24 protein-coding genes are annotated in these 21,742 nt (G+C 69.5%); 4 read left to right on the forward strand and 20 right to left on the reverse strand.

Going from position 1 to position 21,742, the window contains the following annotated elements; all coding sequences use genetic code 11:
• Positions 1 to 362 precede the first annotated feature (362 nt).
• The 9 genes from ACFVU9_RS11235 to ACFVU9_RS11275 all read right to left on the reverse strand — a co-directional run bounded on the left by ACFVU9_RS11235 (position 363) and on the right by ACFVU9_RS11275 (position 6,422).
• Positions 363 to 911, reverse strand: a complete 549-nt coding sequence (locus ACFVU9_RS11235) for a hypothetical protein (protein ID WP_387592178.1) — start codon at positions 909 to 911, stop codon at positions 363 to 365.
• A gap of 320 nt (positions 912 to 1,231) precedes the next feature.
• On the reverse strand, positions 1,232 to 1,501 hold the full coding sequence (locus tag ACFVU9_RS11240; RefSeq protein ID WP_387592181.1) for a hypothetical protein: 270 nt from the start codon (positions 1,499 to 1,501) through the stop codon (positions 1,232 to 1,234).
• Between the two features lie 114 nt (positions 1,502 to 1,615).
• On the reverse strand, positions 1,616 to 1,840 hold the full coding sequence (locus tag ACFVU9_RS11245; RefSeq protein ID WP_387592184.1) for a hypothetical protein: 225 nt from the start codon (positions 1,838 to 1,840) through the stop codon (positions 1,616 to 1,618).
• Between the two features lie 320 nt (positions 1,841 to 2,160).
• Positions 2,161 to 2,580, reverse strand: a complete 420-nt coding sequence (locus ACFVU9_RS11250; protein WP_387592187.1) for a hypothetical protein — start codon at positions 2,578 to 2,580, stop codon at positions 2,161 to 2,163.
• Positions 2,581 to 2,759: 179 nt separating this feature from the next.
• Positions 2,760 to 3,656, reverse strand: coding sequence for an alpha/beta fold hydrolase (locus ACFVU9_RS11255; protein WP_387592189.1), 897 nt, complete (start codon positions 3,654 to 3,656; stop codon positions 2,760 to 2,762).
• Positions 3,657 to 3,954: 298 nt separating this feature from the next.
• Entirely contained in the window at positions 3,955 to 4,248 is a 294-nt protein-coding gene (locus ACFVU9_RS11260; RefSeq protein WP_387592192.1) for a hypothetical protein, read from the reverse strand.
• 149 nt (positions 4,249 to 4,397) lie between these two features.
• Positions 4,398 to 4,631 carry a hypothetical protein gene (locus ACFVU9_RS11265; RefSeq protein WP_387592194.1) on the reverse strand — a complete coding sequence of 78 codons (234 nt, stop codon included), beginning with the start codon at positions 4,629 to 4,631 and terminating at the stop codon, positions 4,398 to 4,400.
• A 351-nt stretch (positions 4,632 to 4,982) separates the two neighbouring features.
• Positions 4,983 to 5,480 carry a hypothetical protein gene (locus ACFVU9_RS11270; protein WP_387592197.1) on the reverse strand — a complete coding sequence of 166 codons (498 nt, stop codon included), beginning with the start codon at positions 5,478 to 5,480 and terminating at the stop codon, positions 4,983 to 4,985.
• Positions 5,481 to 5,981: 501 nt separating this feature from the next.
• The gene (locus ACFVU9_RS11275) at positions 5,982 to 6,422 is read right to left on the reverse strand and encodes a hypothetical protein (protein ID WP_387592200.1); all 441 of its coding nucleotides are present in this window, start codon (positions 6,420 to 6,422) and stop codon (positions 5,982 to 5,984) included.
• Between the two features lie 262 nt (positions 6,423 to 6,684).
• On the opposite strand from ACFVU9_RS11275, the gene ACFVU9_RS11280 reads away from it, so the two are divergent.
• Together ACFVU9_RS11280 and ACFVU9_RS11285 are read left to right on the forward strand one after the other, a co-directional pair.
• Positions 6,685 to 7,602, forward strand: coding sequence for a hypothetical protein (locus ACFVU9_RS11280; protein ID WP_387592203.1), 918 nt, complete (start codon positions 6,685 to 6,687; stop codon positions 7,600 to 7,602).
• 372 nt (positions 7,603 to 7,974) lie between these two features.
• Positions 7,975 to 8,124: a hypothetical protein gene (locus ACFVU9_RS11285; protein WP_387592206.1), complete on the forward strand. Its 150-nt coding sequence runs from the start codon at positions 7,975 to 7,977 to the stop codon at positions 8,122 to 8,124.
• A 103-nt stretch (positions 8,125 to 8,227) separates the two neighbouring features.
• Here ACFVU9_RS11285 and lexA read toward each other — a convergent pair whose 3' ends face one another.
• From lexA to ACFVU9_RS11310, 5 genes are all read right to left on the reverse strand, one after another.
• Complete coding sequence (gene lexA, locus ACFVU9_RS11290) at positions 8,228 to 8,911, reverse strand: transcriptional repressor LexA (RefSeq protein ID WP_387592209.1); 684 nt, start codon at positions 8,909 to 8,911, stop codon at positions 8,228 to 8,230.
• A gap of 79 nt (positions 8,912 to 8,990) precedes the next feature.
• A complete protein-coding gene (locus ACFVU9_RS11295; RefSeq protein WP_387592212.1) occupies positions 8,991 to 10,583 on the reverse strand; it encodes a hypothetical protein in 1,593 nt (530 codons plus the stop codon).
• Between the two features lie 82 nt (positions 10,584 to 10,665).
• Positions 10,666 to 11,436, reverse strand: a complete 771-nt coding sequence (locus ACFVU9_RS11300; RefSeq protein WP_387592213.1) for a hypothetical protein — start codon at positions 11,434 to 11,436, stop codon at positions 10,666 to 10,668.
• Positions 11,436 to 11,765: a PadR family transcriptional regulator gene (locus tag ACFVU9_RS11305; RefSeq protein WP_387592216.1), complete on the reverse strand. Its 330-nt coding sequence runs from the start codon at positions 11,763 to 11,765 to the stop codon at positions 11,436 to 11,438. The genes ACFVU9_RS11300 and ACFVU9_RS11305 overlap by 1 nt, the downstream gene beginning before the upstream one ends.
• 246 nt (positions 11,766 to 12,011) lie before the next feature.
• A complete protein-coding gene (locus tag ACFVU9_RS11310) occupies positions 12,012 to 13,538 on the reverse strand; it encodes a hypothetical protein (protein ID WP_387592219.1) in 1,527 nt (508 codons plus the stop codon).
• A 140-nt stretch (positions 13,539 to 13,678) separates the two neighbouring features.
• On the opposite strand from ACFVU9_RS11310, the gene ACFVU9_RS11315 reads away from it, so the two are divergent.
• Together ACFVU9_RS11315 and ACFVU9_RS11320 are read left to right on the forward strand one after the other, a co-directional pair.
• On the forward strand, positions 13,679 to 14,113 hold the full coding sequence (locus ACFVU9_RS11315) for a hypothetical protein (protein WP_387592221.1): 435 nt from the start codon (positions 13,679 to 13,681) through the stop codon (positions 14,111 to 14,113).
• A gap of 293 nt (positions 14,114 to 14,406) precedes the next feature.
• The gene (locus ACFVU9_RS11320; RefSeq protein ID WP_387592224.1) at positions 14,407 to 15,102 is read left to right on the forward strand and encodes a helicase associated domain-containing protein; all 696 of its coding nucleotides are present in this window, start codon (positions 14,407 to 14,409) and stop codon (positions 15,100 to 15,102) included.
• A gap of 213 nt (positions 15,103 to 15,315) precedes the next feature.
• On the opposite strand, the gene ACFVU9_RS11325 is transcribed toward ACFVU9_RS11320, so the two are convergent.
• The 6 genes from ACFVU9_RS11325 to ACFVU9_RS11350 form a co-directional block, all read right to left on the reverse strand.
• Positions 15,316 to 16,494 carry an insulinase family protein gene (locus ACFVU9_RS11325; protein WP_387592227.1) on the reverse strand — a complete coding sequence of 393 codons (1,179 nt, stop codon included), beginning with the start codon at positions 16,492 to 16,494 and terminating at the stop codon, positions 15,316 to 15,318.
• On the reverse strand, positions 16,488 to 17,567 hold the full coding sequence (locus ACFVU9_RS11330; protein ID WP_387592229.1) for an insulinase family protein: 1,080 nt from the start codon (positions 17,565 to 17,567) through the stop codon (positions 16,488 to 16,490). Before ACFVU9_RS11330 ends, ACFVU9_RS11325 begins: the two co-directional genes overlap by 7 nt.
• On the reverse strand, positions 17,564 to 18,787 hold the full coding sequence (locus ACFVU9_RS11335) for an MFS transporter (RefSeq protein WP_387592231.1): 1,224 nt from the start codon (positions 18,785 to 18,787) through the stop codon (positions 17,564 to 17,566). Before ACFVU9_RS11335 ends, ACFVU9_RS11330 begins: the two co-directional genes overlap by 4 nt.
• Entirely contained in the window at positions 18,784 to 19,515 is a 732-nt protein-coding gene (locus ACFVU9_RS11340) for a hypothetical protein (protein ID WP_387592234.1), read from the reverse strand. The genes ACFVU9_RS11335 and ACFVU9_RS11340 overlap by 4 nt, the downstream gene beginning before the upstream one ends.
• Positions 19,516 to 19,548: 33 nt before the next feature.
• Positions 19,549 to 20,295, reverse strand: a complete 747-nt coding sequence (locus ACFVU9_RS11345; protein ID WP_387592237.1) for a hypothetical protein — start codon at positions 20,293 to 20,295, stop codon at positions 19,549 to 19,551.
• A gap of 351 nt (positions 20,296 to 20,646) precedes the next feature.
• Positions 20,647 to 21,654: a helix-turn-helix domain-containing protein gene (locus tag ACFVU9_RS11350; protein WP_387592240.1), complete on the reverse strand. Its 1,008-nt coding sequence runs from the start codon at positions 21,652 to 21,654 to the stop codon at positions 20,647 to 20,649.
• Between the last annotated feature and the right edge of the window lie 88 nt (positions 21,655 to 21,742).

The raw sequence follows: 21,742 nt of genomic DNA on the forward strand, positions 1-21,742 counted from the left end.
CCTCGCAGGCCGCAGCCGACGCCTGTTCAAAAGCCCGAGGGTCCGGCCGCTGACCGCTGCGCCCGGGCCGCGCCAGGTCGGCAAGGTGTGGGTAGTCCGGCCGGTCGGGAGCGCCAGGCCGGGAGGTCGGTGCTTCAGATCCGGCCGGGGATCCGGGTGTCGTGCATGCCCCAGGAAGAGTCGGCGGTGCCCCAGATCGTGTCGGCTGTGCTGATGCCCCACACCGAGTCCCTGCGCGCGCGTGCGGTCATGACGTCCTCCCAGCATTCGGTGATCGGGCGCACCACTGTAGGCGTGCTGACCAGGGATGTCACCGCTCTTTCCGCGCCTGGGTCCCGTCCGCCGGCGGGCCTGTGGACGGCCTACGGGCGTTTCCAGGGCTGGTCGGGGGTGGTCATCGGCATGACGGCCTGCCGGTAGGCGGTCTCGGCCGCGGCCACGGCGGCCAGGACCCGTGCTTCGAGGCCGTCGTCGCGCTCGTCCGGGTCCGCGAGCGACTCGGCCAGGGCGAGTGCGAGGTCGAGGTGGTCGAGCGTGTGCGGGTAGTGCTCGGCCAGCACGGCGTAGCGGTGGTCGTGGGCGCTGCGGAGTCGGTGCACCCAGGTCTGCGTCCCGGCTTCGTCGACTGGTTCGAGGTCGGGCAGCCAGGTGCGGTGGTGCGCCCGCATGATCAGGTCGAAGGGCCGGTGGTCGAGGACGGTGCCGCACGGGTGTGCTTCGGTGGTCGGGATCAGGCCGCCGCGGCTGTGGGCTCCGGCCAGGTAGGCGACCTTGCGCCGGTGGGCGCGGCAGCCGTACGCCTCGAAGCCGCCGTCGCGGCGCCGGATGGTCTTGAAGGCGGCGGGTTCGGTGCACGCGTTGAGGTTGCGGACGGACGGCACAGCGGCTCTCCCCAGGGGTTCGGTTCTCACGTTCCTGGACCGGAGGCTAGAGCCGCGGCCGCCAGCCGCTTCCTGCGTTCGGCAGCACTACCGGGCTCGGATCCGTGCTAGGGCGGGGCCTGCCGACCCGTCAGAGCCGGAGGGTGGGCGGAGTACCTCTCCATGGCTGTCGCGTGGGAAGAGGTGTCGTCCGTCCCGATCGGCTTGCCCGACGGGTCCGACCTTGGGAAACGGAAGTGGGCCGTGCGGGCGTGACCCTCCTTTCGGTGCGCCTCTCGGTGCCCGGGTACGGCCCCCGCCCGGGACAACCCCGGGGCCCCTGTACGGCAACCGCCCGGCCGGGCCGGCTGTCACCGGCGGCGGTGACGCCCGGTGGGCCGGTCCGGGCCTCCGAGCGGGGGCAGGCCGGCCATCGCGGGGACGTCGACCAGGGCGGCGACGTCGCTCGTGAGCGTGCCGCAGGCCGAACACGCCCCCGGCGCCGCCGACAGCCCCGGTCCGGCCAGCACCTGGAACAGCAGCAGCGTCCGCGCGCACTCCGCGCAGCCGAGCGGGCCGGCGCCCAGCTCCGGGCGCACCTCCACCCGGTCGAACCCGAACTCGTCCATAACCTGGTTCAACGACGCTCCGCTGCGCTGAACACGGCAGCGGGCCCGCATCAGGTCCGGAACGGGCCGCCCACGTGCTGCCAGGCGGTATGCGGGCGGCCTCGCGTACGTGGCGAGGGAGCGGGGTCAGGCGACTCGTTGGTCGGCGGCCACCACGAGCATGGTGACGGCGTGGTCGGCGTCCTGGGCCACCCAGGGCACGAGGTCGGCGGCGTCGACGACGGCCCGGCCGTCGATGAACGCGAGCCATCCGGTGTCGTTGGTCCGGCGTTCGATCCAGCCCAGCAGACGTCGGTCCGGTCGGCGCACCGCGAGCACGGCCGGTTCGGCGTCCCAGCTCTCGGCCAGCACCGTGCCGCCTGGGCGGTGCGCGTTCCGGTCGGCGCGCCCAGACGGCGCAGCAGCGGGTTGACGGAGGTTGGCTCGGTGGCGAGTGCCAGGCGCAGTTCTTCCACGACGACGGCGGTGGTCCGGGGTTCCGTGCCGGCCGGGTCCGCGTTCATTGTTTCGACGCGCGACGATTCCGCGGGCGTGGGTACGGCCGTCTCGGCGGTGGCGGAGCCGGCCTTCAGCCGGGCGGCCGTCATCTCGTAGCGCAGCACGTGGGCCTGGCGCAGCAGGCGCTGGGTGGCTCCGGTGACGCCGGTCTCCAGCGATCGCAGGGCCTGGTTTCAGCGGGGGTCGTCGCCTTCGCCGCGGCGGGCCTGTTCCAGTCGTTCCAGGTAGCGGGCGGCGCTGCGCTGGACGGCGGCGGCGAGGTCCATCAGCTCGCGGGCACCGCCCTGCAAGTCGTCCGGGGTTTCGACGCGCGAGGCAATGAGGGCGTCGGCGACGGCGTCCTGCTGGCTCTCGGTTCGCCGGCGCCGGTAGGCCTTGGAGGAGCAGGCCCGGCCGCAGTAGACCGGACGGCGACCCGGGCCGGAGGTGCGCAGCGGGGTGCCGCAGCCGGGGCATCGCGGTGCGTTCGGCTCCGCATCATTTCCTCGCGCGTCGAAATCCGGCCGATGATCCGGCTCCTTGTTTCCTCGCGCGTCGATTCCGGAGCTCTCGCCGGATACCTTGTTTCCTCGCGCGTCGAAATCCTCGTTCATGATCGAGAAGACTAACCGGCCGCCCTGTGACTCCGATCGATAGATTGCGAATCCGAGCTGTAGTTTGCGAGCGGTGGTACGAACCTCGGTCGAGCCACGTTGAGTAGTGGTTGGGCGGTCGTCTCACGAGGCCCCTCGCTTGCTTCGAGCGCGGCCGCGTTCGCACGCGGGCGGTGGAACTACTCGGGCAGGGCGGGAGGGCGCTGCAGCAAGGTGGTGAGGTCGGCGAAGGCTGCACGGACCGCTTGCGGGTTCTCGATCCAGGGGAAGTGACTTCCGCCGTGGATCGTGTGCTGGAGCACGTGGGACCGGTCGAAGGCTGGGTCGTCCTTCCACAGGCTCTGGTCGGCGACGTGGTCTTCGGAGCCGCTCACGATGAGCGTCGGCAGGCTGCTGCTGTCCGGTTTCCACCGGGCCTGGTAGGTCTCGTCGAAATGAGCATCTGCCCAGGCCACCGCGTCATGACAGTAGGGCAGGCCCTCCAGGAGGGCGCGGCCGGCAGCCAGGCCCGTCGTCGTGAAGTTCCACTGCGCGGCGGTGAGGGTGAGGGTGCGCAGCGTCTCGTCGTTCGAGTCTCGACCGTACGCGTCGGCTGCCTCGGCCAGGCCCGGGAGGGGGTGGGCGTCGGCCCACTGGGCGAACGTCTGGCGCCACCCGGCGTGCGGGGCGCTGCTGACCAGGGCCATCCCGGCGAGCTGCTCCTGCAGCTCTGGGACGGACAGCATGAACATCCCGCCGGTGGAGTGGCCCACCATGACCACTTCGTCCAGTTCACGGGCCGCTTCGACCAGCACGCCCGGCCACCGTCCGTACGGCTGTTCCGGCACCTGCGGCACACCGCGGTTGGAACCGTCCCCCGGCAGATCGACCAGCCAGAGCGAGCCCGGGACCTCGGCCGCACGGGCCAGCCCCGCCACGGACTCGGAGCCCAGACCGGGGCCACCGGGAACGAACAACCAATTCCACTGGCCCTCGCCCTGAGACAGCAGGCGCAGCCTGACGCCCGACCGCGTCCAACGGATCTGTTCACCCGGTTCCACGTAGTTGCGCCCTTCCTTGCTCACCACCAGATCCATGGCAACCCTATGCAACGCCGCAGGGATCACGATCCTGGTGTCCCCACTGCCTTCCCTGCGTCACTGATGGTGACCATCGCCGGCGCCACCTCGCAAAGTAGCGCTAGGAACGGCTCGCAACCTACGAGCCGGACCCCCAGATCCGCAGGCTCGTGGACTCGCAAACTATCCGTCGGGGTCACACCGCCCCACTCTGGGGCACGCAATTCCGTGCCGCGCACGAAGGTGCTCGACCCGTCCGGCACGGACGGGGCGCTGCGCAGGAGGGCGGGGAGCACCGGATCGGGACAACGGGGCCCTACCGGTCGGCCTGCCGCGGCTCGACGCCTTCCAGGAGTTCGGCGAGCCGCTCGACGACATCGGCGGCCACGCCGCCGGCCTCGACGATCGGGCCGTCGGCCGGAGTGGGGAAGGAACCGCGCAGGGAGGGAAAGGCGAGGCGGTGGCGGGCGAGGGCCTCGCGCAGACGCTCGGCCGCCACGACGGCGGTGCGGTAGGGGTCCGGGCCCACCGAGGGGCTCGACGGTTGCGGGGGTTCCGGCGCCGGGACCGCGCCGGCGGCGGCCAGCGCCGCCTCCTGCCGATCCTTCACCCGGCTCCGGTAGGCCCGGGACGAGCAGGCCCGCCCGGGACAGTAACCCGGTCTCTGTCCGGCGCCGCCGGTGCGGATCGGCGCCCCGCACGCCCCGCACCGGGCCCCACCGCCGGCCCCGGCCTCCTTCGTGTCGTTCCTCACGGTCGTCAGGCGGAGGGCCGGGCGGCGAGACCACCGGGGCCCAGGCGCCGTCGGCCTCCCTGCGGCGGGACCGGACCGGGCCCCGTGTCAGGTGTGCCCTGGGGCGGGGCCGAGAACGGGGACCGTTCCACGGGCAGCAGCCGCTCGCCAAGCGGCTGGTCGACCGCGGCGTCGGGGTGGGAGAACGGCTGGGCCTGGGCCAGCGCACGCCGCGCCGGACGGGCGGATTGATCACTCATGGCTGACAGTCTGTCACCCGACTGCGGTATACGGGTCCGGTACCGCAGGCACCATCAGAACACCTCGACCCGGCCCCATCCCTGGGAACGAACGGACGACGGCGCCCGCCGGCGATGGCCCAAGGCTGTGCGTCCCGGAGCCGGCGGACGCCACGGGCGGCCTGTCCGGGCCTCGGCGGCAGGAACATCCGCGTGCCGTCGCCGAGCCTCACTCCCCGTCGTCTTCGGTGTCCCGCCGCCCCGGACCGCGGCTCCGGGACGGCGGCCAGGACCACCGGCACCTGGCGGTCGCCAGCACCGGCAGCAGCCACCACCCGAACCCCGCCCGCGGCCCGAGACCGCCGGGGCGGATCAGTGCCGGACTCCGGCCTCCGCCCACGCGGCCGTGATCTCGCGGTAGGCGTCCACAACGGCCTCGCCTCGCTCCTCGCCCAGGACCACGGCGGTGGCCACCACCGTGACCGCCGGCAGGTCGAGCATCAGCACCGCCGCCACCTTCTCCAGGTCCGCGGCGACCCGCTCCACCGTGCGGGCCGGGGTGAAGACGTGGGTGCCCAGGACAACTTCCAGGGTCTCGCGCACCACGTCCGTGTCCGGGTCACCGGCCGCCGTGCGGCGCAGCACCAGCAGCACGTCCCACAGGGCTTCCAGCTTCCAGGCCGGCAACGTGTACACGACCGCCTGGCCCTCGCGGCCGTCCCCGGGCACCGCCCCGGCCAGGGTCTCGACGACCAGACCCGCCGTCCGGTAGGTGTCAGCGGGCAGCAGGTACCGGTTGTCGCCCCGGTACGCGTTCGCCGCCGTCACCGAGGCCAGCATCCCCAGCACCTCGTCGCCGAGGTAGGCCACATCCCGGATCCAACCCGGACGACCAGGCAGCACACAGACACGATCCGGGCCAACACCACGCACACTCTTCACCACCCCACCCTCCCAACACGCCAGGACCGGGCGCAGCGAAACAGCCTGACGGCCACCCAGCCGCCCGGCCGGGACGGTCTCCCGGGACGGCGGCGCAGCGAGGCCGCCGAAGGCGCAGCGGGACGACGACGGCGAGGGCCTGTTGCAGTTGCTCCACGTGCTCTCGCTCGCGGCCGACCACCCGCGGCTCCCTCCGATCGTGCCCGCTCCCGTGGCGTCCAGGGTGGTCGGTCCGCAGCCCCAGCCGGGCGACGCGACCGGGTGGTGCCCCCGATCGGACGGTGACGCGACACAGGGCGGCGAGGCCGGCCTCTCGTGTCGTGGCCGGGGCCGGGCACGGGGCCTGGAGTCACCAGGAGGGCCGGACGGGCCGCACCGTCCCGGTGCCCGAGGCGGGTCCGCGGGCCGCCGGGCCGGTGCGGCAGCCGTCTACCCGCAGTCGGCCAGACCGTCATGGACGTCGTCCTTGGCCCGGCTGGACTGGACGCGGGCGAGGATGTCGACGGCCTGGTTGCCGAGCTCCAGGCACTGATCGAGGTCCTTCGCCTGGAGGTGGGCGGTCCCGACGATCGCCAGGCGCATGCCGACGGAGCGGGTCAACACGCCGGTCGGCATTGCGGCGGCCTGAGCGTTCCAGGCCAAGGCGGCCTTGGGGTTCTTCAGGTCGCGGAAGACCTCGCCCGCATCCGCCGACAGCCGGGTGTGGTGATAGAAGTCGATCCAGGCGGGTTCCCCGGCGCCGTCGCGGGCCTGGTCGAGCAGGCTCTCGGAGGCGGCCAGCGCGGCCGAGGCGGCCTTGGCGTTATTGTCGCGGGCATGGGCCCTGGCCTCGATGAGCTTGGTGAAGGCCAGCACCCTGAAGTTGTACACCCGGCACCTCGGAAGAATTCAGGTTGAGCAGGGCCCGGCTGACGCCAGGCTGCCGCTTCCAGTCGCAGTTGTGAGAGGCGGCGCGCGGTGCTACACCGGAAGTGCGTAGGCGAATAGCGGGCCACTTGCGCTCGCCCCAACCATGCCCCGGCAAGGTTTCCTGTGCCAAACAAATCCGCTGCGGTGCGAAGCGACCCTTAGGGCCTGCGCACTGGGTTCCGGACGGCATCTCTCGTTCCTGGGCAGTCAGGAGGAGGCTGCAATGGGCTGGAGCATGTGGAATGACGTGGGTATCGCCGAGACGATATCCCCTCCCGCGGCTGCGCGGATCCTCGACGATCCGGTGAACGTCACCTGCTTCACGGTTCACAGCAGCGGCAATGTGTTCGCAACGCCGGTGAATCCTTACCCGTTTACGCCTGGCAACGTCCCTCCGCCACTGGTGGGGCAGGTCATTAGCGGCTACGTCGGGCCACCAAAGAACGCCGTCGTTTCACCGCGCTCCCCCGGAGCGATCCTGGATCATGACGGCAACGTCAACTTCTTCGCTATCGGCACGGATAGCTATCTGCGCCTGAATGAGAATGACGCCCACGGGTGGCAGTCGCTCGGCGGCGTGTGGACACACGGGGTGAGTGCTCTGTCGAGGGCTGGCCTGCTGGAGTGTTTCACCGTTGGAACGGACAGTAGCCTCTACCATCGGCCGGCCAAGACTAAGCCGGGTGGCGCGCCAACGTGGGACGACTGGGATCAGATCGAATCACAGCTCACCTCCGCACCCTCGGCGATATCGACTGGTCCGGGGCGGAACGACGTGTTCGCGCTGGGCCTCAACGGCATGGTGGAGCACGCCTATTGGAGAAGTGGCCACGACTGGCATTGGGAGAGCCCGAAGCTAAGCCAGGATGAATTCATTCACGGCCCTGCAGTGGCCTCATCGGCGGTTGACCAACTCGACCTGTTCACGGTCAGAACTGACAGCGGCATCGACCACAGATGGTTCGACGGCAAATCCTGGTCGTCTCCTGAGGATCTCGGCGGCCCGCCGCCCCTCGGCGTGACGATCACCAGTCCGGCGACCATCGCCTTCGATGGTCCAGAGGCGAACCAGGTCACGCTGGTCCTGTTTGCCGTTGGTACTGACAGTCACGTCTACTTCAAGACGTGGACCAACCGGTGACATTGCGCCAGGTTGCCACTTTGGGGCCTGGCGAGGACAGGTGGGGTGTCATCGTCGAACCGCGCTTGAGGGCAGCCACCTTGCGCCTCGACGGGCTCCAGGACGTACCTCGCGGCCATCGGCAAGCCCAGTTCGGGTGAAACTAAGGCGCCCTGCACCGTTCGGTGCGGGGCGTTCTTGTTGCGCGGACGGGGCGGCCGTCCATCTCGATACGCTTGGCGAGGGTGGAGACGCCGCTGGCGTGGGTGCCAGCGAGGCCGATTTGGATCACCATAGGGCTCCACCTGGCGATCTTCGAACGCGACTGGGATGCGTCTCGCGCGATCCGGTGACCCCGGGGCCTGGCCGGTGACACCGCGCCGTATCGCCCGGTTGACCGCTCGACACTTCGGGCGCCTCAGTGATGAAGCCCTCGCGCTGGTGCAGTCGCTGGCGAGGCGGGCCGAGGCCGACCCGACCGACGTGGACGGCCGGGCCATCGACGGCTACGACGACGTCCGGAGCTTCCTGCACCTGTGGTGACGACCGGGATCGCCGTTGGCGGGTCAGGCGGCGGCACAGCAGCGACGGGCAGGGACGCAACCGGAAGACCGCACTCCGGCCCGGGTACGGCGGGCGGACCCGTTCAGAGGCGGCGCAGGACCGCCGCCACCTTGCCCAGGATGGTCGCATTGTCGCCGTTGATCGGCTCGTAGGCGGGGTTGTGCGGCATCAACCAGATCCGGCCGTCCTCGCGCTTGAGCCGCTTGACGGTGGCCTCGCCGTCGATCATCGCGGCCACGATGTCGCCGTTCTCGGCGACCGGCTGACGGCGCACGCTGACCCAGTCGCCGTCGCAGATGGCCGCCTCGATCATCGAGTCGCCGCGCACTTGGAGCAGGAAGCACTCGCTGGCGCCGGTCAGGCGCAGGGGCAGGGTGAAGACGTCCTGGTAGTCCTCCTCCGCCGGGATCGGCCGGCCGGCGGCGATGCTGCCGAGCAGGGGGACCGCGACCTCGCCGTCCTCGGGTACGGCTTCAGGGAGGGTGGGGCTGTCGGTGTGTCCGGTCAGCCGGTAGGTCCGCGGGGTCTTGGGGTCGCGGGTGAGCAGTCCGCGCTTCTCCAGGACGCGGATCTGGTGCGCGACCGAGGAGGTGCTGGACAGGCCGACGGCCTGGCCGATCTCGCGCATGCTCGGCGGGTATCCCCGACGGTTCACCGTGGTGGCGACGAAGTCCAGGATGGCTCGCTGTCGGGTGGTCGGCCGGTCCGGCCCGGCGTTGGTCCCCGGCGCCCGGCCTGCCCGTCCGGGGACGGCAGTGGTGTCCATGTGTTCTGACGTCCTTTCCGTTGATCTTGACCCTAGCCGCGGGTGCTGACATCGGGACCGGACGAGCGGTCGTCGGCTGCTACCGGATCGGCGTGCTGCGCGGCGGGGCCTGGGCGACCGCGCGCGGGGTGGCGAGCGCGGCGGGGCGCAGTGTGCCGGTGCCCCAGCGGTTGTTGGCCTTGTCGAGGACGGGTTCGAGGCGGCGTTGGTCTTCGGTGGCGGGGTCGAGGGTGAGCTGGGTGTAGGCGTGGGTGGCGGGGGTGAGGTGGCCGGCGCGGACGGTCAGGGCGCGGATGCGGGCGCGTTGGAGGCCGAGGGCGGTGTGGATGGCGTAGAGGGTGTCGCGCAGGGCGGGGGTGTGGTGGGTGGGTTCGTGCAGGGTTCGGGAGCGGGTGGTGGTCGAGCGGTCGGCGTAGGTGACGGTGAGTTCGAGGTGGCGGGCGCTCTGGTCGGCGGTGCGCAGGCGTGCGCCGAGGTCGGTGGCGAGGGCGAGTAGGCCCTGGCGGGTGGTGTCGGGGTTGAGGACGTCGGTGTCGTAGCGGCGGGTGACGGCGACGGTGGCCGGGGGGCCGGCGGGGGTGACCCGGCGCGGATCGGTGCCTTGGGCGCGCTCGTGTAGGAGGCGGCCGGTGGCGGTGCGCTGGGCCTGGTCGTCGGTGATGCCGTGGACGTCGGCGAGGGCGACGCGTACCGCGAGGCGGCCGTCGTCGGTGGTCTCGGTGCGGTAGTGGGCGTCGGAACGTTGGACGTCCGGGGGCAGGATGGGGACGCCGCGGCGGCGGGCGTCGGCGAGGACGAGCCGCTTGGGGTACATGCCGGGGTCGTGCTCCAGCAGGCCGGCGTAGAACGCGGCCGGGTAGTGGGCCTTGAGCCAGGCGCTCTGCAGGGTGGGCAGGGCGAAGGCGACGCCGTGGGCGCGGGCGAAGCCGTAGGCGCCCATGTTCTCCAGCATCTTCCACACCCGGTCGACCACCTCGGGGCCGAAGCCGGCCCGGCCGGCGCGCTCGCGGTACCAGGCCTGGAGGGCCGGGAGGCGTTCGGGCTTGGCGAGGGCGCGGCGGGCCTCCTCGCCCATGGCCAGGTCGGTGCGGGTCATCGCGGAGAAGACGCCGGCGACCTGCTCGTTGAAGATGATCACGCCGTAGGTGGAGCGCAGCCAGGGCTCGAGGTCGGGGTGGGGGTAGGTGACGGGGCGTTTGCCGTGGCGGCCGAGGAGGAACGGCTTGATCATGTCGGCCTGGACCGGTCCGGGGCGGAAAAGGCTGATCTCGGCGACGAGGTCGGCGAACGTCTCGGGCTGGAGGCGGCCGAGGAGGTCGTGCTGGCCCGGGCTCTCCAGCTGGAAGACGCCCAGGCTCTCGCCTTCGCGCAGGAGCTCGAAGGCCTTCGGGTCGTCCAACCGGACCTGCTGGCGGTCGTCGAGGTCGATCCGGAGGCCGGTGGTGCGCTCGATCTCGCGCACCGCGTAGGCCATGGAGGACTGCATGCGCACGCCGAGGACGTCGAGTTTCAGGAGGCCGAGGCCGTCGATCTCGACGTCCTCCTTGTCGAACTGGGTGGCGGGGAAGCCTTCCTGGGAGGTGGGGACGACCGGGGTGCGCTGCAGCAGGGTGTCGTTGCTGAGGATGACGCCGCAGGGGTGCATGGCGGTGTTGTGAACGTGGTTGAGCATTGACCACTGACCGACGAGCTCGGGTCAGCGAGTGCCTGGGAGGGTGGGGAGGGCGGCCACAAAGTCGTATGCCGGTCCCGGGTCAGTCGGTCTCAAGGATTGACTGCAGGACACCCGATCCAGTCACCAGCCCCCAAGGGATCTTGTAGTGATTCGGATATGTGTGGACCACCGCGTGTTCCTGCGTTCCGATGATGATCGGAACAGTGAGCTGAAGGTCTGCGAGGATGCGGAGAGTGAACTCGTCTTCCTCGGCCACGATGAAGAACGTGTCGGCAGCCAGAGCGCGAACCAGGCGCTCACGGAAGGCGGGGTCTTCTAGCCGTGGGCCACGGTTCGCAGAATCGTCACTGGGCGTGACGCTCGAAGAGTGGCGGATGGCACTCCGCAGTTGGTGCAGCGCCTCACTCAGGTCAGGTCGCGCCGCCTCCGTAACGACGAAGAAGCCGCATTCGAGGATCCACTGCCTTGCCCTCATCATGCTCGCCAGGGCCTCTGCCATCTTCCAGGCGGTCCCGTTCAGGATGAGGAGGTGCGGGATGGGAGCCAGTCGGGGGCTGGGTGCCGGTGTCGCGACCGGGGAGATCGCCTCACTTCTGCGGCGGCGGCGCAACTGCAGCCGGATCTGAGGCAGATGAGCTAGGTGGCTTAGCGCGAAGAGGAGGGGGCTCAGCTTGCCTGGAATCTCTTCCAGCTCGGCCAGCCACTCCTCGGAGTAGCGCTCGATGGCCTCCGGGACCCCGAGGCGCCGGGCCGTCCAGAGGGTGATGCGTCGGGCTAACGCAGGACCCCACTCGAAGAACTCGCTCAGCAGAAGGGGCAGCACAACTGCCATGAAGATGGCGATCATCATCAGAAGCCCCCTGCAAAACCTGGCCGGACGATCCCGGAGCCCCGCATTGTCGCCGGCCTGCGGGAGGCCACCAGGCTGCGTGCGCCGGAGACGCAGTTTGGGTCCAGCTCATAGAACCGGCGCCGCGGCCCCCGGCTCTCAGCGCCGGAATCCTCCCACTTGCTGGTGACCCAGCCGCAGTCTTCGAGACGCATGAGGATGGGGACGACACTGCCGGACGGGCGGCCGATCTCTTTGGAGATCTTCAGGCCGTAGAGATCCGGCTGCCCCGTCAGGAGTACCTCGATCACGTCGAGGGTGGCGTCGGTGACGCGGAAGGGAACATTCACATCCCAACTCTAGCTAGCTAGAGATGGCGAGGTGAGGGTTTCCGCAACATGGTCCGCCAGAGGCGGACCATGGCGCTTGTCAACCCAAGGCCGCGAGCGAACTCAGGGACAACGGACCCAGGAAGACGCGGCGGCGAAGTCCTGTGACCACCGATCACTTGACCAGTCCGTCAGACGGCTTCCTGTGAAGCCACCGGGGACGACGGAGGGCCGAGTCCCTGCGGACCCAGCCCTCCGTGGCCGCTGTCAGTCCTTGTGGAGCTCAAGCCACTTCTTGGTCTTGGCCTTGATCTTGCTGTCGAGCCAGAGGTCGTCAGGTTCACCGTTGAAGCTCCGGACCTCGTCAAGGAAGGTTCGGTCCGCTCGGTCTGTCAGCTTGGGTGCGATCAGGTCGAGCAGTTCAACCCACTTCGTCCGAGGACGGTCCATCGAGAGCTTGAGACGGATCGGGCCGCTCGCGAAACTGCGAAGAGCGATCGCGGCCTGGTGGCCGTCGAAGCGACCGATGAGCTCTCGGTAGGTGGGCTCAGCGTTCCAGGCCGTTCCGTTGCCGTTGGTCAGGAAGACGCTGACCAGGCTGAGGACGTAGGGGCGGGTCAGTTGGCGGGGGATGTCTCCCTGCCGACCGACGACATCCTTGAGTCGCTGGGCCGCCGGCGGCTCTTCGTAGAAGTTGTTGTAGCCCTGGTGGGCGCGCTTGAGGTCGTCGAGTGCTTCCTGGATCTCGACCACCCGCTCCGGCTCGGGGAGGTAGGCGGCCCCGTCGACCAGTTCGAGCAGTTCTCGGGCCCGGGTGGCTCGGTCCAGGTCTGCATTGGCGGTGAACCGCGCGAGCTTGATGCCCAGCTCGTTGCGGGCGTCCTCGGTGACCTCGGGCCAGAGGTCCGGCCAGAGCAGGCGAACGTTGTCGAGGATGTCCGGCGTGGCGTCGGGGGCGGTGTAGATGCCGAAGAGGCCGGCCGCCAGGTTGTCGGCCTGGTCTTCCGGAAGCCCGTCGAAGAACGCTGCGGCCTTCTTCAGCTCTGCGTCCGGCAGTCGCTTCGCCTTGATGTTGTGGAGGAGCTGGCCGATCTGGGCGACGGCGTTCCGTGGCTCAAGCTGGAAGACCTCCTTGATGCAGGTCTCCAACCACTCGGCGAGCTTGAGGCCGGTGAGCCCGACGACGTTGGGGTGCGCGGCGCTGGCGTGGTTGCGCATGTAGTTGATGTGCACCAGCTGCTTATGCCCGAGGTCGCTGATGAGCTTGATCTTGTTCGCGGTCTCAAGGAGCTTGTAGTCGTCGATCTGGGCGAGGTCTTCGCGGGTCTTCAGGTTCTTCCGACGGGCCGGGTCGGGCTCCGCCAGCTCGAAGAAGTAGGCGACGTCGAACGCCTCGACGTGATCGCGCAGGCGGTTGATCGTCTCGTTCCAGAGATAGTTCAGCGCGGCGTCGAAGAGGCCGACCGAGCCCGCCATGATCATCTTGGCGAGGTAGGGAGCTTCCGCGCGCTCCTCGTCACTCATCTCTTCGAGGATGACGTCGGGCGTGTTCCTGAGAAAGGTCTCGCGATGCCGTGCGCTGACGATGATGTCGTCCGTCGGCAGGCCCCAGGATTCGATCACCGCGCGCATGAGATCTTCGAACGCCTCCAGGTCCGCTCGCGCGGCCTGAATCGCCGCCCGCGCGGATGCAGGCGCCGGCAGGTTCTGGGGGTCTTCCTGATGACTCAATTCACTGCCTTCGATCAAGGTCGTCGGGTGGCGCTTCAGCCGCCTGGCCTTCGTCGCGATCATGCGTCGGCGGACCGAAGGCTGATGCGAACTCGGGAGGGGATCGCCCCGCGGCCGAACGGCGCCGGGGATAACGCGACCACCAGGCAGAACCGTGGCCCGCCTGCCGGGTTGTCAACTTAGCGTTCCAGTAGGACTTTTAGGTGCACCAGTCTGCCGAGGTCTTCGCCACCGCCATCGACGGCACCGTCGCCCACCGCTACTACACCCCGGGCATGACCAACTGGAGCAACTGGGCCACCATCAACGGCGACTACCGCTTCGCCGGCGCCCCCAGCGCCATCTACAACCCGGCCACCGACGCCATCGAGCTCTTCGTCACCGGCCGCGACACCGCCCTCTACCACGCCTACTGGTTCAACAACGGCAAGCCATGGAGCGCCTGGGAGGCCCTGAGCGGAGCCACGAAGATCGCCGCCGGCCGCATCCCGGCCCCGCTGTTCAGCGCCTCCTCCAACACCGTGGACGTCTTCGACGCCGGTACCACCGGCGCCGTCAACCACACCGCCTACAAGCCCGGCATGCCCGGCTGGGCCCCCCTGGACACCCTGACCGGCACCACCCTGCCCACCAGCTGATTGACAACGCACCACCTGGGGGCGCGGGCTGCAACCACCCCCGCCCCCAGGACACACCGCACCACAAGCCACGACGTGAACCGGTGTCAGACTGATCCGTCGGCGCCGAAGCGGCGCAGCGGCGGCAGCATGATGGCTACCACCAGCAGCAGACGGTGGCAATCGCGGGTGCGGACCGCTTCACCGCCGTAGACGGGCGGGCGCTTGCCAGGACGCCTTCGGAGGCGTCTCGACCTCAAGCAGGCCGTGCAACAACCGCTGCTGGTGCCACACCCAGGCTCGACTGGGCGCGGGTGTGGGCGCAGGGCCGCGGCAGCTCTTTGGCGGCGCCGGCGCGGGCGTCGGTCGGCGGGTACGCGATCGGGACGTGGCTCTCGGAGCTGCGGGCCGCAGCCCAGGCGCCGGCGGGCGAGCAGGGGGCGCTGTCGCCGGAGCGGCGGCGGGCGCTGGAGGAGATCGACCCGTTCTGGTGCCCCACCTGGCCGGTCACCTGGCAGCGCGCCTACGCCACCGCCCGACGGTGGTGGCTGGAGTCCGACGGCCGCGTCGACTGGGCCACGCTGCCCGAGGACACCGTCTACGAGGGCGAACAGCTCGACCGCTGGGTGCGCGCGCAGCGGGCCGGCTGGGCGGGTCTGGAGGAGGACCAGCGGGGCCTGCTGACGGCAATCGGCATCGAGGCAGACTCGGAGCTGGTGGCTGCCAAGGCCGCGGCCGAGGCGAAGCCGAAGGTGTCCCGCACCGACCGGTTCGCGCTGGGCGTCGCCGCGCTCGCCCAGTTCGTCGGGCGTGAGGGACGTGGGGCGAAGGTGAAGCGCCAGCACGTCGAGGAGTTGGAGCTGGTCACGATCGGGGTCGGCGGCGAGGAGACGGTGGAGACGACCTCCGTGTCGCTTGGCACCTTCCTCAACAACACGAAAGCGAGGCGGGCCAAGCTCACGCCGGGTCAGCTCGCGCAGCTCGCCGAACACGGCGTCGAGTGGGCGTAGCGACCGGGTCGGGTGGTGTCCGGGGCGGGCGCTACGCTACGGCGACCCGTTCCCTAGGAGGAGTCAACGAGGTGGCGCGGATGGACAACGCCGCGCTGCCGGTGCCGCTCCCCTGGCCGGTACCGGACCCGCGTCCACCACTTCGTGCCCCCTGCTCAGACATGCCTGCCTCGGTGTCTTTCACGGGATCCCGATGCGGCCGATGACGCCTGGTCAGGCCGTAAGGGGTGCCGTTGTACTGTTCCAGGCCTCGGAGTGGGTCAGTGCCGAAGCGGCGATCGCAGTTGCGGCGACCTTGTCGAATTCGTGTTCCCAGCTGTTCCAGACTGGTCCGGTTCCCGTGGCCTCGGCGATGAGGGCGTTCCTGGCGTGCCAGGGCAGGGCAAGGAGGCCGCGACGCGCTTGATGGCTTCGAGCGGCGTGTTGAAGTGTCTGGGGCAGGTATGAGGCCGGGTCGGTGCGCCGCAGTGCCCCGGCTAGTTCCTCGGCTGCTTGTGCAGGCGTCTTGTGTGTGAGGTCGTGGGTGTAGGCGGAGATCAGGAGGTTGCCGTGGGGGCACCTTGCGGCGAGGGCCCCGAGCGTCGACGCTGCCTGGCTTCTGGCGAGACGGTCGGCGGGACCGCCTGGGCGGATCAGGGCATCTTCGAGATCGGATAGCCAGGCGGGCCCATCGGCTTGGTAGGGGGAAGCGCGCTGTGCCACGCCCCAGTGGGTGGGGCTGATGGCAGTGGCGAGGGCGGCATCGGGTGAGGTCGCGCGGGCAGGTCGGGGCACGGGGGCGGTGCCGACTGGGAAATGCCTGGTGGCGAGTGTGAGATCTGTGGTCGAGAGCGGTCCTGCGAGTACGAGCGCAGCTGTGTCTCGGCGGTAGTGGTCCGTCAGGTGGTGGTTGATCTGCTCGGCTGTGAGGCGGCTGATTTCCTCGGGACCTGCCTCGTGTGCTCGTCCGAATCCGGTCGCGGGAAGGATTCGGTCTGCGACGAATGCCGCGATTCTTCCTGTCGTGGTGTGGTTCATGGTGAGCTCCAGCCCGACCACGGGCTTTTCCTGATCAACCATCCCTTGGAGGTGTTGCAGGGGTGGCTGGGCTATCGCTGCGAACAGCTGAAGCGTGGCTGCGAGCTCGCCCGGCAGGACCTCGGTGGTGAAAGTCGTGCTGTGGCAGTGGGTGGTCGCGGTGACGGTAGGTACCGCTACTGATACGAACGGGGCCAGTGCCAGCGCCACGTGCTCGCTCAGATGTGTGGCCCCGGGCGCCTCGGGTGGGTCGTCGGCGAACCCCACGGGGATGGCAAGGCCGATCGCAACGTGCTTCGCGGACGGCAGGTCGACCGCGTGCACGCCTCCTTCCCTGATCTGCGTACCACCTGCGGGGTGCTTGCCGCTCACCATGTCTGCTCCACCGCTCCTAGCGTCTGGTCTGGTACGGGGCCGTGGACAGCCCACTGCGGCCGTACTCCGGCAGGGAGGTGGTCAGAGAACGCCGCGGTGGCAGGGGCGGATTCGGATGTGGCGGTGGTGCAGTCCGCTTCGAGAAGCGAGCGGTGTACGGGCCCGAGCGTTTCGCCAGCCTCGAGTAGCGCGTGTGCAAGGCTGACCTGCCGCGCCAGCGCCGTACGGGCGTCAGCGACCTGGTCGGGTGCAGGCGGTGCGGAGAGGAGTTCCCTGACTTCGTCGGCGAGGTGACGTGCGCACTCGGAAGCGTTGGCTGTCGTGGTGCTGGCCGCCGCCAGGAGCGCGACCTTCCGGCCTCGGACGACGGGGATGGCGGCGATTCCGTAGGCGAGTGCGCGTTGGATCCGGAGCCGGTGGAAGAGCCGGCCCGTCTGAGGCGCGCCGAGCAGGGTGGCGGCGACGGTGGCGAGCATCGGGGCGCCCTCGCCTGTGAGAGGTACCGCGATGGCCAGTTCCGTGCGGGTGGATGTGTCGTCGGCGCGGGTAGGTGCATCGTGATGGAGAGGCCCGGGGGCCCATTCGCCGTATCTGTGATCGGGTGAAGGAAATGCCGCGGAGAACGGCTCGTCCCGAGGCGGAGCCGACGCCCATGCACCGATCAGAGCGGTGACGTCCTGCCCGGTGAACTGGAGTTCCTCCGCGCCCCAGTATTCGCTCCAGCGGCTGGTGCCCCATGCCGCCGTCTCGATCCGGTGGAGCGAGCGCTCCACCGGATCGGACAGCATCCTCTGGGCGTTGCGGCGGTGCAGGGGCGTGAAGGCCTCGGTAATCCGGTCGGTCGCCGGGTCCGTGGAAAGCCAGCGTGCAGGCGTGTCCCGGGGATCCGGTGAGGACAGGGTTACCTGGAGGGCGCGCGATGCCAGCGTCAGCCCCAGCTCCCGCCCCTCAGAGGCAGCTCTGGTGACTGGTGTTCCGGTGACGGGTGTCGAGAGCAGGAGGGCCCCGAAGGCGGCCAGACCCGGCGGATGGTCACTGAACCCGCCGGGGACGACGAACGCCTGCCTGTTCACGTCCGGTCCGCCAGGTCACGGCCGCCCATCAGGACGACGATCAGTGTCGTGGCCAGCACGCCGCCGACCAGCAGGACCTGCCCTGGGGAGAACCAGTCTGCGAGGTAGGGAAGGGCAACGGACGACAGCGCCAGAGCGCCGTTGGTGACACTGCGCCGGAGCGCCACTACCTGGCCTATGGAGTCGGGTTCCACCAGTTGCTGCCAGCCCAGGGAAGCACCTGAGGCGACGAGGGAGTTGGCGGCGCCGGCCCACACGCCAGCGATCAGGAGAAGAGCCAGCGGGCTGATCTCCATGGCGGCGACAAATGCGGCGGCAGCCGGAATGAGTACCGCACCGGTCAGCAGGGCGCGCCGAGGTGCCCACTTCCTCGCCGGCAGGATCAGCATGGACACGAACAGCCATGCCGCCCCTACGCATGCCGGATACCATCCGGCCAGGGCCTCTCCGACGAGGCCGGCAGCATGGGTGATGACGACGGCGGTGGTGCCGCCGAAGAACAGGAAGTATGCGGCCTCCGCGGCCAGCAGCCGGCGCAGCGCCGCGGTTCCCCGGACGATGGCCAGACCGTTGCCGAGTCGGGGCCGCGGGCGGCTGGCTACAGGGGCCGCCAGCGGCTGTTGGCTGCGGATCGCGGTGACGCAGGCGCCGCCGATCACGAAGGACGCGGCGTTGGCCAGTAGAGCCGCTGACGGCCCCAGGGCGGAGAAGAGCAGCGCGCCGGCGGGCGGACCAAGGACGATGGTCGCGCCGGTCAGCCCCTCGAAGCGTGACACCGCCTTGGGCAGCGCCGTCTCTGCGGGCAGTACCGCGCGGATCAGTCCTTGCAGCGCGGGCACGGAGATCGTGTTGATCGTCTTGATCACCGCGGCGCAGGCAAGAGCGCCCACGATCGAGTGCGCCCGCACCGAGAGCGCCATCGCTACGACGACGACGGCGGAGACGGACTCGGCGAGGAGTAGGAGCCTGCGGCGGTCGTAGCGGTCTGCCATGAGCCCGGCCCACGGGGCCAGGATGATGATCGGCAGGGTTTCGACGGCGAAGGCCAGTCCGGAAACGACGGCCGATCCGGTCTCGGACAGCACCCACAGCGGCAGCGCGATGTACTGGATCATCGTGCCGGCCATGGAGCAGAACTGGCCTGTCCACAGGAGGGTGTAGTCCCTGCCCAGGCGAGTCGTGCCGCTCTGCGCGACGGGTGCTTCAGCGGGTGCGGTCATGCGCGGGAACCCTGCCATCCGGCGATTCGGGCGGCCAGTTGGGGCTTGGTGGTGTGGCTGGGCGCGCTGCCGAGCACCGTGTCGGCTGCCGATGCCAGGTGTGCGAGGGCGTTCAGGGCGCGCTGGTCGCCCGAGTTGGCCTCGATCTCGAACCACCAGGTGGGTGTGCCGGCGTCGGCCTGCGTCCCGGTGGCTGACAGGCGGCTGCTGTCCAGGGTGAGCCCGAGGGCCAGGCCTTCGCCGAGGCGCCAGAGCACCTTGCGACGACGCTGGACGACCTTCCCGAAGGGCACCAGCTCCGGAAGCGGATTTCCCAGGCGCTGGCTGGCTCGGCGCAGCGGTTCTGCCTGGCCTTCCGTCATGGCTTTTGCCAGCTCGCGTGTGTCGAGGGATTCGGCGACCTCGAGGGCGTCCCTGCGGTGCCCCGCCCAGCGGACCGTCTCCTTCAGCACCAGCCAGCCGGTTCCGGTCATGGCGCCGTAGTTGACGAGCCCGGCAAGCGACAGGTTTCGCTCGGCGAGGTCCCAGGCGGCCGTGTCGAAGTACAGCGCCGACTGCGCGAAAGTGTGGAGTTCACCGTGTTCGCCGCCGAGCGCAGGGGCTGCGGAGCGGAGAATTTCCTCGACGATGGCATCGCCGCGCTCGGGCTCCTCGGGTGCCCAACCATCCGCGAGGGCGTCGACTCGCCACTTGTACTCGTACTCCACACCGACCGCCGAAACAGGCATCCGACTCGTCACACCTTTTCCTCTGGGTAGCGATTACTGGGGAGAGTTCCCGGGAACGTCTGGAACAGTGAGGACATCACACGATTCCGCCGCAAGCCCGAGGCTTTCAGCGCACGCGCGCCGAACGCTGAGGGCCGCCTCGGGAGACGGCCTAAAGTGGCCGGATTTGAGGTTGGCCACCACTCCGGTGATTTGGTCTCCAAAGATAGGAGTTATCTCTCCCGCAGCCCTCACCCTCAGCCGCTCGGGAACAAGCATTGGGTGCGCAACAGGAACCCCGGAAACCGTCGCCCTGTTCCGGCCCAGAACAAGGTCAGACATCCGGAATTGGCGGACCCAGACCCTCATTTTGAAGTCTTCGTCGACAACGTACATGTAAGCCGTAGGCCGACTCTGCGACTCTGGCTTCCAATTCTCCAGCGCCACCACGTCGCACTGAATCAATTCGGCAGCTGCAGCGTATTTCTCGGCGAATACTTCACGGTCGAATTCAATGACGCCCGCATCCCCAGGGGGCCGTCGTACCGGAGGCGCCGGCCCGTCCGGGAACGGGCTCGCGTCGTACAGGCTCTGCAGCTTCAGGGCCGTGGAGCGGCGCTGCCGCTCCAGGACCGGGGCCGCATCGGGATGTGCTTCCAGAAGCGCGAACCGCATGGTCACCAGTTCTTCCATCAGGAAGAACGCCCGGGCCTGGGATCCCAGCCCATATTTCCGGGCATAACTGCCCTCGAGCTCGTCGAAGCGGTCCGCAAGTTGCCGCGCGTCGTGCTCTGATATCATCCGAAGCGGCTCCGTTCAATCGGAAAGCCGCAGAAGGCGGGGCGCATATCGAGCGCCCCGCCTTCTGCTTTACATCAGTTGGCGGTGAACTGCGCCTGGGTCGCCGCGAGGGCTTCACGGGTGTCCGACTCCAGGTTGAGCTCCTCGAGCTCGGCAACCAGAGCGTCGATACGCGACTCGGTCATAACACTCTCCCATTCTGTGATCGTGAATGTTTCTAGCTGCGGAAAGGCGTCCGAGGCCAGGCTCAAATATGGGCCCGATCTCTTCCGCTCTCTCACGTGACACCACGATAGTTCAGAAGCCGCGTGAATAGATTGGCGCTGCGTCGACAGTTCCTTGGTTGTGCATCTACTCGGCTGTCAGCGCGAACGCCTGGTGCCGGTGCTCGCTGGGCGAGATCCCGTACGCGGCCCGGAAGGCCCGGCTGAAGTCGTCGGCCCGGAGGATGCCCCACTGGGCGGCGACGATGTGGATCGGCACGGCGCGCAGCGCGGGATCGGCCAGGTCGTGGTGGGCCTTCTTCAGCCGCTGGCTGCGAATCCAGGCGGCGACAGTCTCGCCCTGCGACTCCTGGGTGAAGACACGGTGCAGGTAGCTGAGGGAGATGTGGTGGGCCGCGGCGACCGTGGCCGGGCTCAGGTCCGGGTCGTGGAGGTTGCGGCGGATGAACCCGCGGACGCTCTCCACCAGGGCCCGCCGCCGGGTTTCGTGCGGCAGGGCGGGGAGAGTGTCGAGTTCCCTGGCGACCCAGGCCGCCACCAGGTCGACCACCACCGTCCCGAGCCGCGCCGCCTCCGCCGGCCCCAGCGTGTGGGCCTGACGATCCAGCCCGAGCAGGAAATCCGCCAGCACCGCACCCGTGCCCTCACGAGCGCAAAGCGCACGACCGAGGAGATCGCGCACCCGGTCGGGCGACACCGGCAGCAGCGAGATCGGCAGGTCGACGCTGATCCCGGTGGCCCGGGGATCCGCTTGGCCGGGGGACCTGACACCGGAGAACCGGCCGTCGTAGGGGTGCGAGCTGTCGATGAGCCAGAGATCTCCCACGCGGTGCGTCTCCCGCTGGTCCTCAGCACACCCGAGAGCGTGGCGTCCTGCCGTCAGCAGGGTCAGGTGGTAAAGCTCCTGGTCCGAGCTTCGGATCATGCGCTCGCTGCGCCGGAACCGCGCGGACGGGAAAGATGTGGCCATCAGCGTCACCGGGCCCAGCTCGAACATCCGCAACTGCGCCGCGAAGGTCTCGACATGGGCACTGGTCGTATCGGCCACCCGCGTTCGCCCCACCAGGTCCCGCCAGCGCTCGAAACGTTCCCGCGGTGACAGACCGTCATCCTCCGTCATGCCCTCGGCCCCCACGAAGACCACTCCCTACCCTCAGGCCGTTCCCGGCCACGCCAACAGAGACCCAGGCACCTGCCGCCATCGCCATCCCTCCGATGAGCAC

It is taken from the genome of Kitasatospora sp. NPDC057936 (assembly GCF_042887525.1).
GTDB lineage: Bacteria > Actinomycetota > Actinomycetes > Streptomycetales > Streptomycetaceae > Kitasatospora.

Excerpts from the sequence above, each read along its gene's own strand:
- ACFVU9_RS11250 (WP_387592187.1), bottom strand. The coding sequence starts at position 2,580 with ATGAACGAGGATTTCGACGCGCGAGGAAACAAGGTATCCGGCGAGAGC.
- ACFVU9_RS11255 (WP_387592189.1), bottom strand. The coding sequence starts at position 3,656 with ATGGATCTGGTGGTGAGCAAGGAAGGGCGCAACTACGTGGAACCGGGT.
- ACFVU9_RS11265 (WP_387592194.1), bottom strand. The coding sequence starts at position 4,631 with ATGAGTGATCAATCCGCCCGTCCGGCGCGGCGTGCGCTGGCCCAGGCC.
- ACFVU9_RS11280 (WP_387592203.1), top strand. The coding sequence starts at position 6,685 with ATGGGCTGGAGCATGTGGAATGACGTGGGTATCGCCGAGACGATATCC.
- lexA (WP_387592209.1), bottom strand. The coding sequence starts at position 8,911 with ATGGACACCACTGCCGTCCCCGGACGGGCAGGCCGGGCGCCGGGGACC.
- ACFVU9_RS11295 (WP_387592212.1), bottom strand. The coding sequence starts at position 10,583 with ATGCTCAACCACGTTCACAACACCGCCATGCACCCCTGCGGCGTCATC.
- ACFVU9_RS11300 (WP_387592213.1), bottom strand. The coding sequence starts at position 11,436 with ATGATGATCGCCATCTTCATGGCAGTTGTGCTGCCCCTTCTGCTGAGC.
- ACFVU9_RS11310 (WP_387592219.1), bottom strand. The coding sequence starts at position 13,538 with ATGATCGCGACGAAGGCCAGGCGGCTGAAGCGCCACCCGACGACCTTG.
- ACFVU9_RS11325 (WP_387592227.1), bottom strand. The coding sequence starts at position 16,494 with ATGGTGAGCGGCAAGCACCCCGCAGGTGGTACGCAGATCAGGGAAGGA.
- ACFVU9_RS11335 (WP_387592231.1), bottom strand. The coding sequence starts at position 18,787 with ATGACCGCACCCGCTGAAGCACCCGTCGCGCAGAGCGGCACGACTCGC.
- ACFVU9_RS11340 (WP_387592234.1), bottom strand. The coding sequence starts at position 19,515 with ATGCCTGTTTCGGCGGTCGGTGTGGAGTACGAGTACAAGTGGCGAGTC.
- ACFVU9_RS11345 (WP_387592237.1), bottom strand. The coding sequence starts at position 20,295 with ATGATATCAGAGCACGACGCGCGGCAACTTGCGGACCGCTTCGACGAG.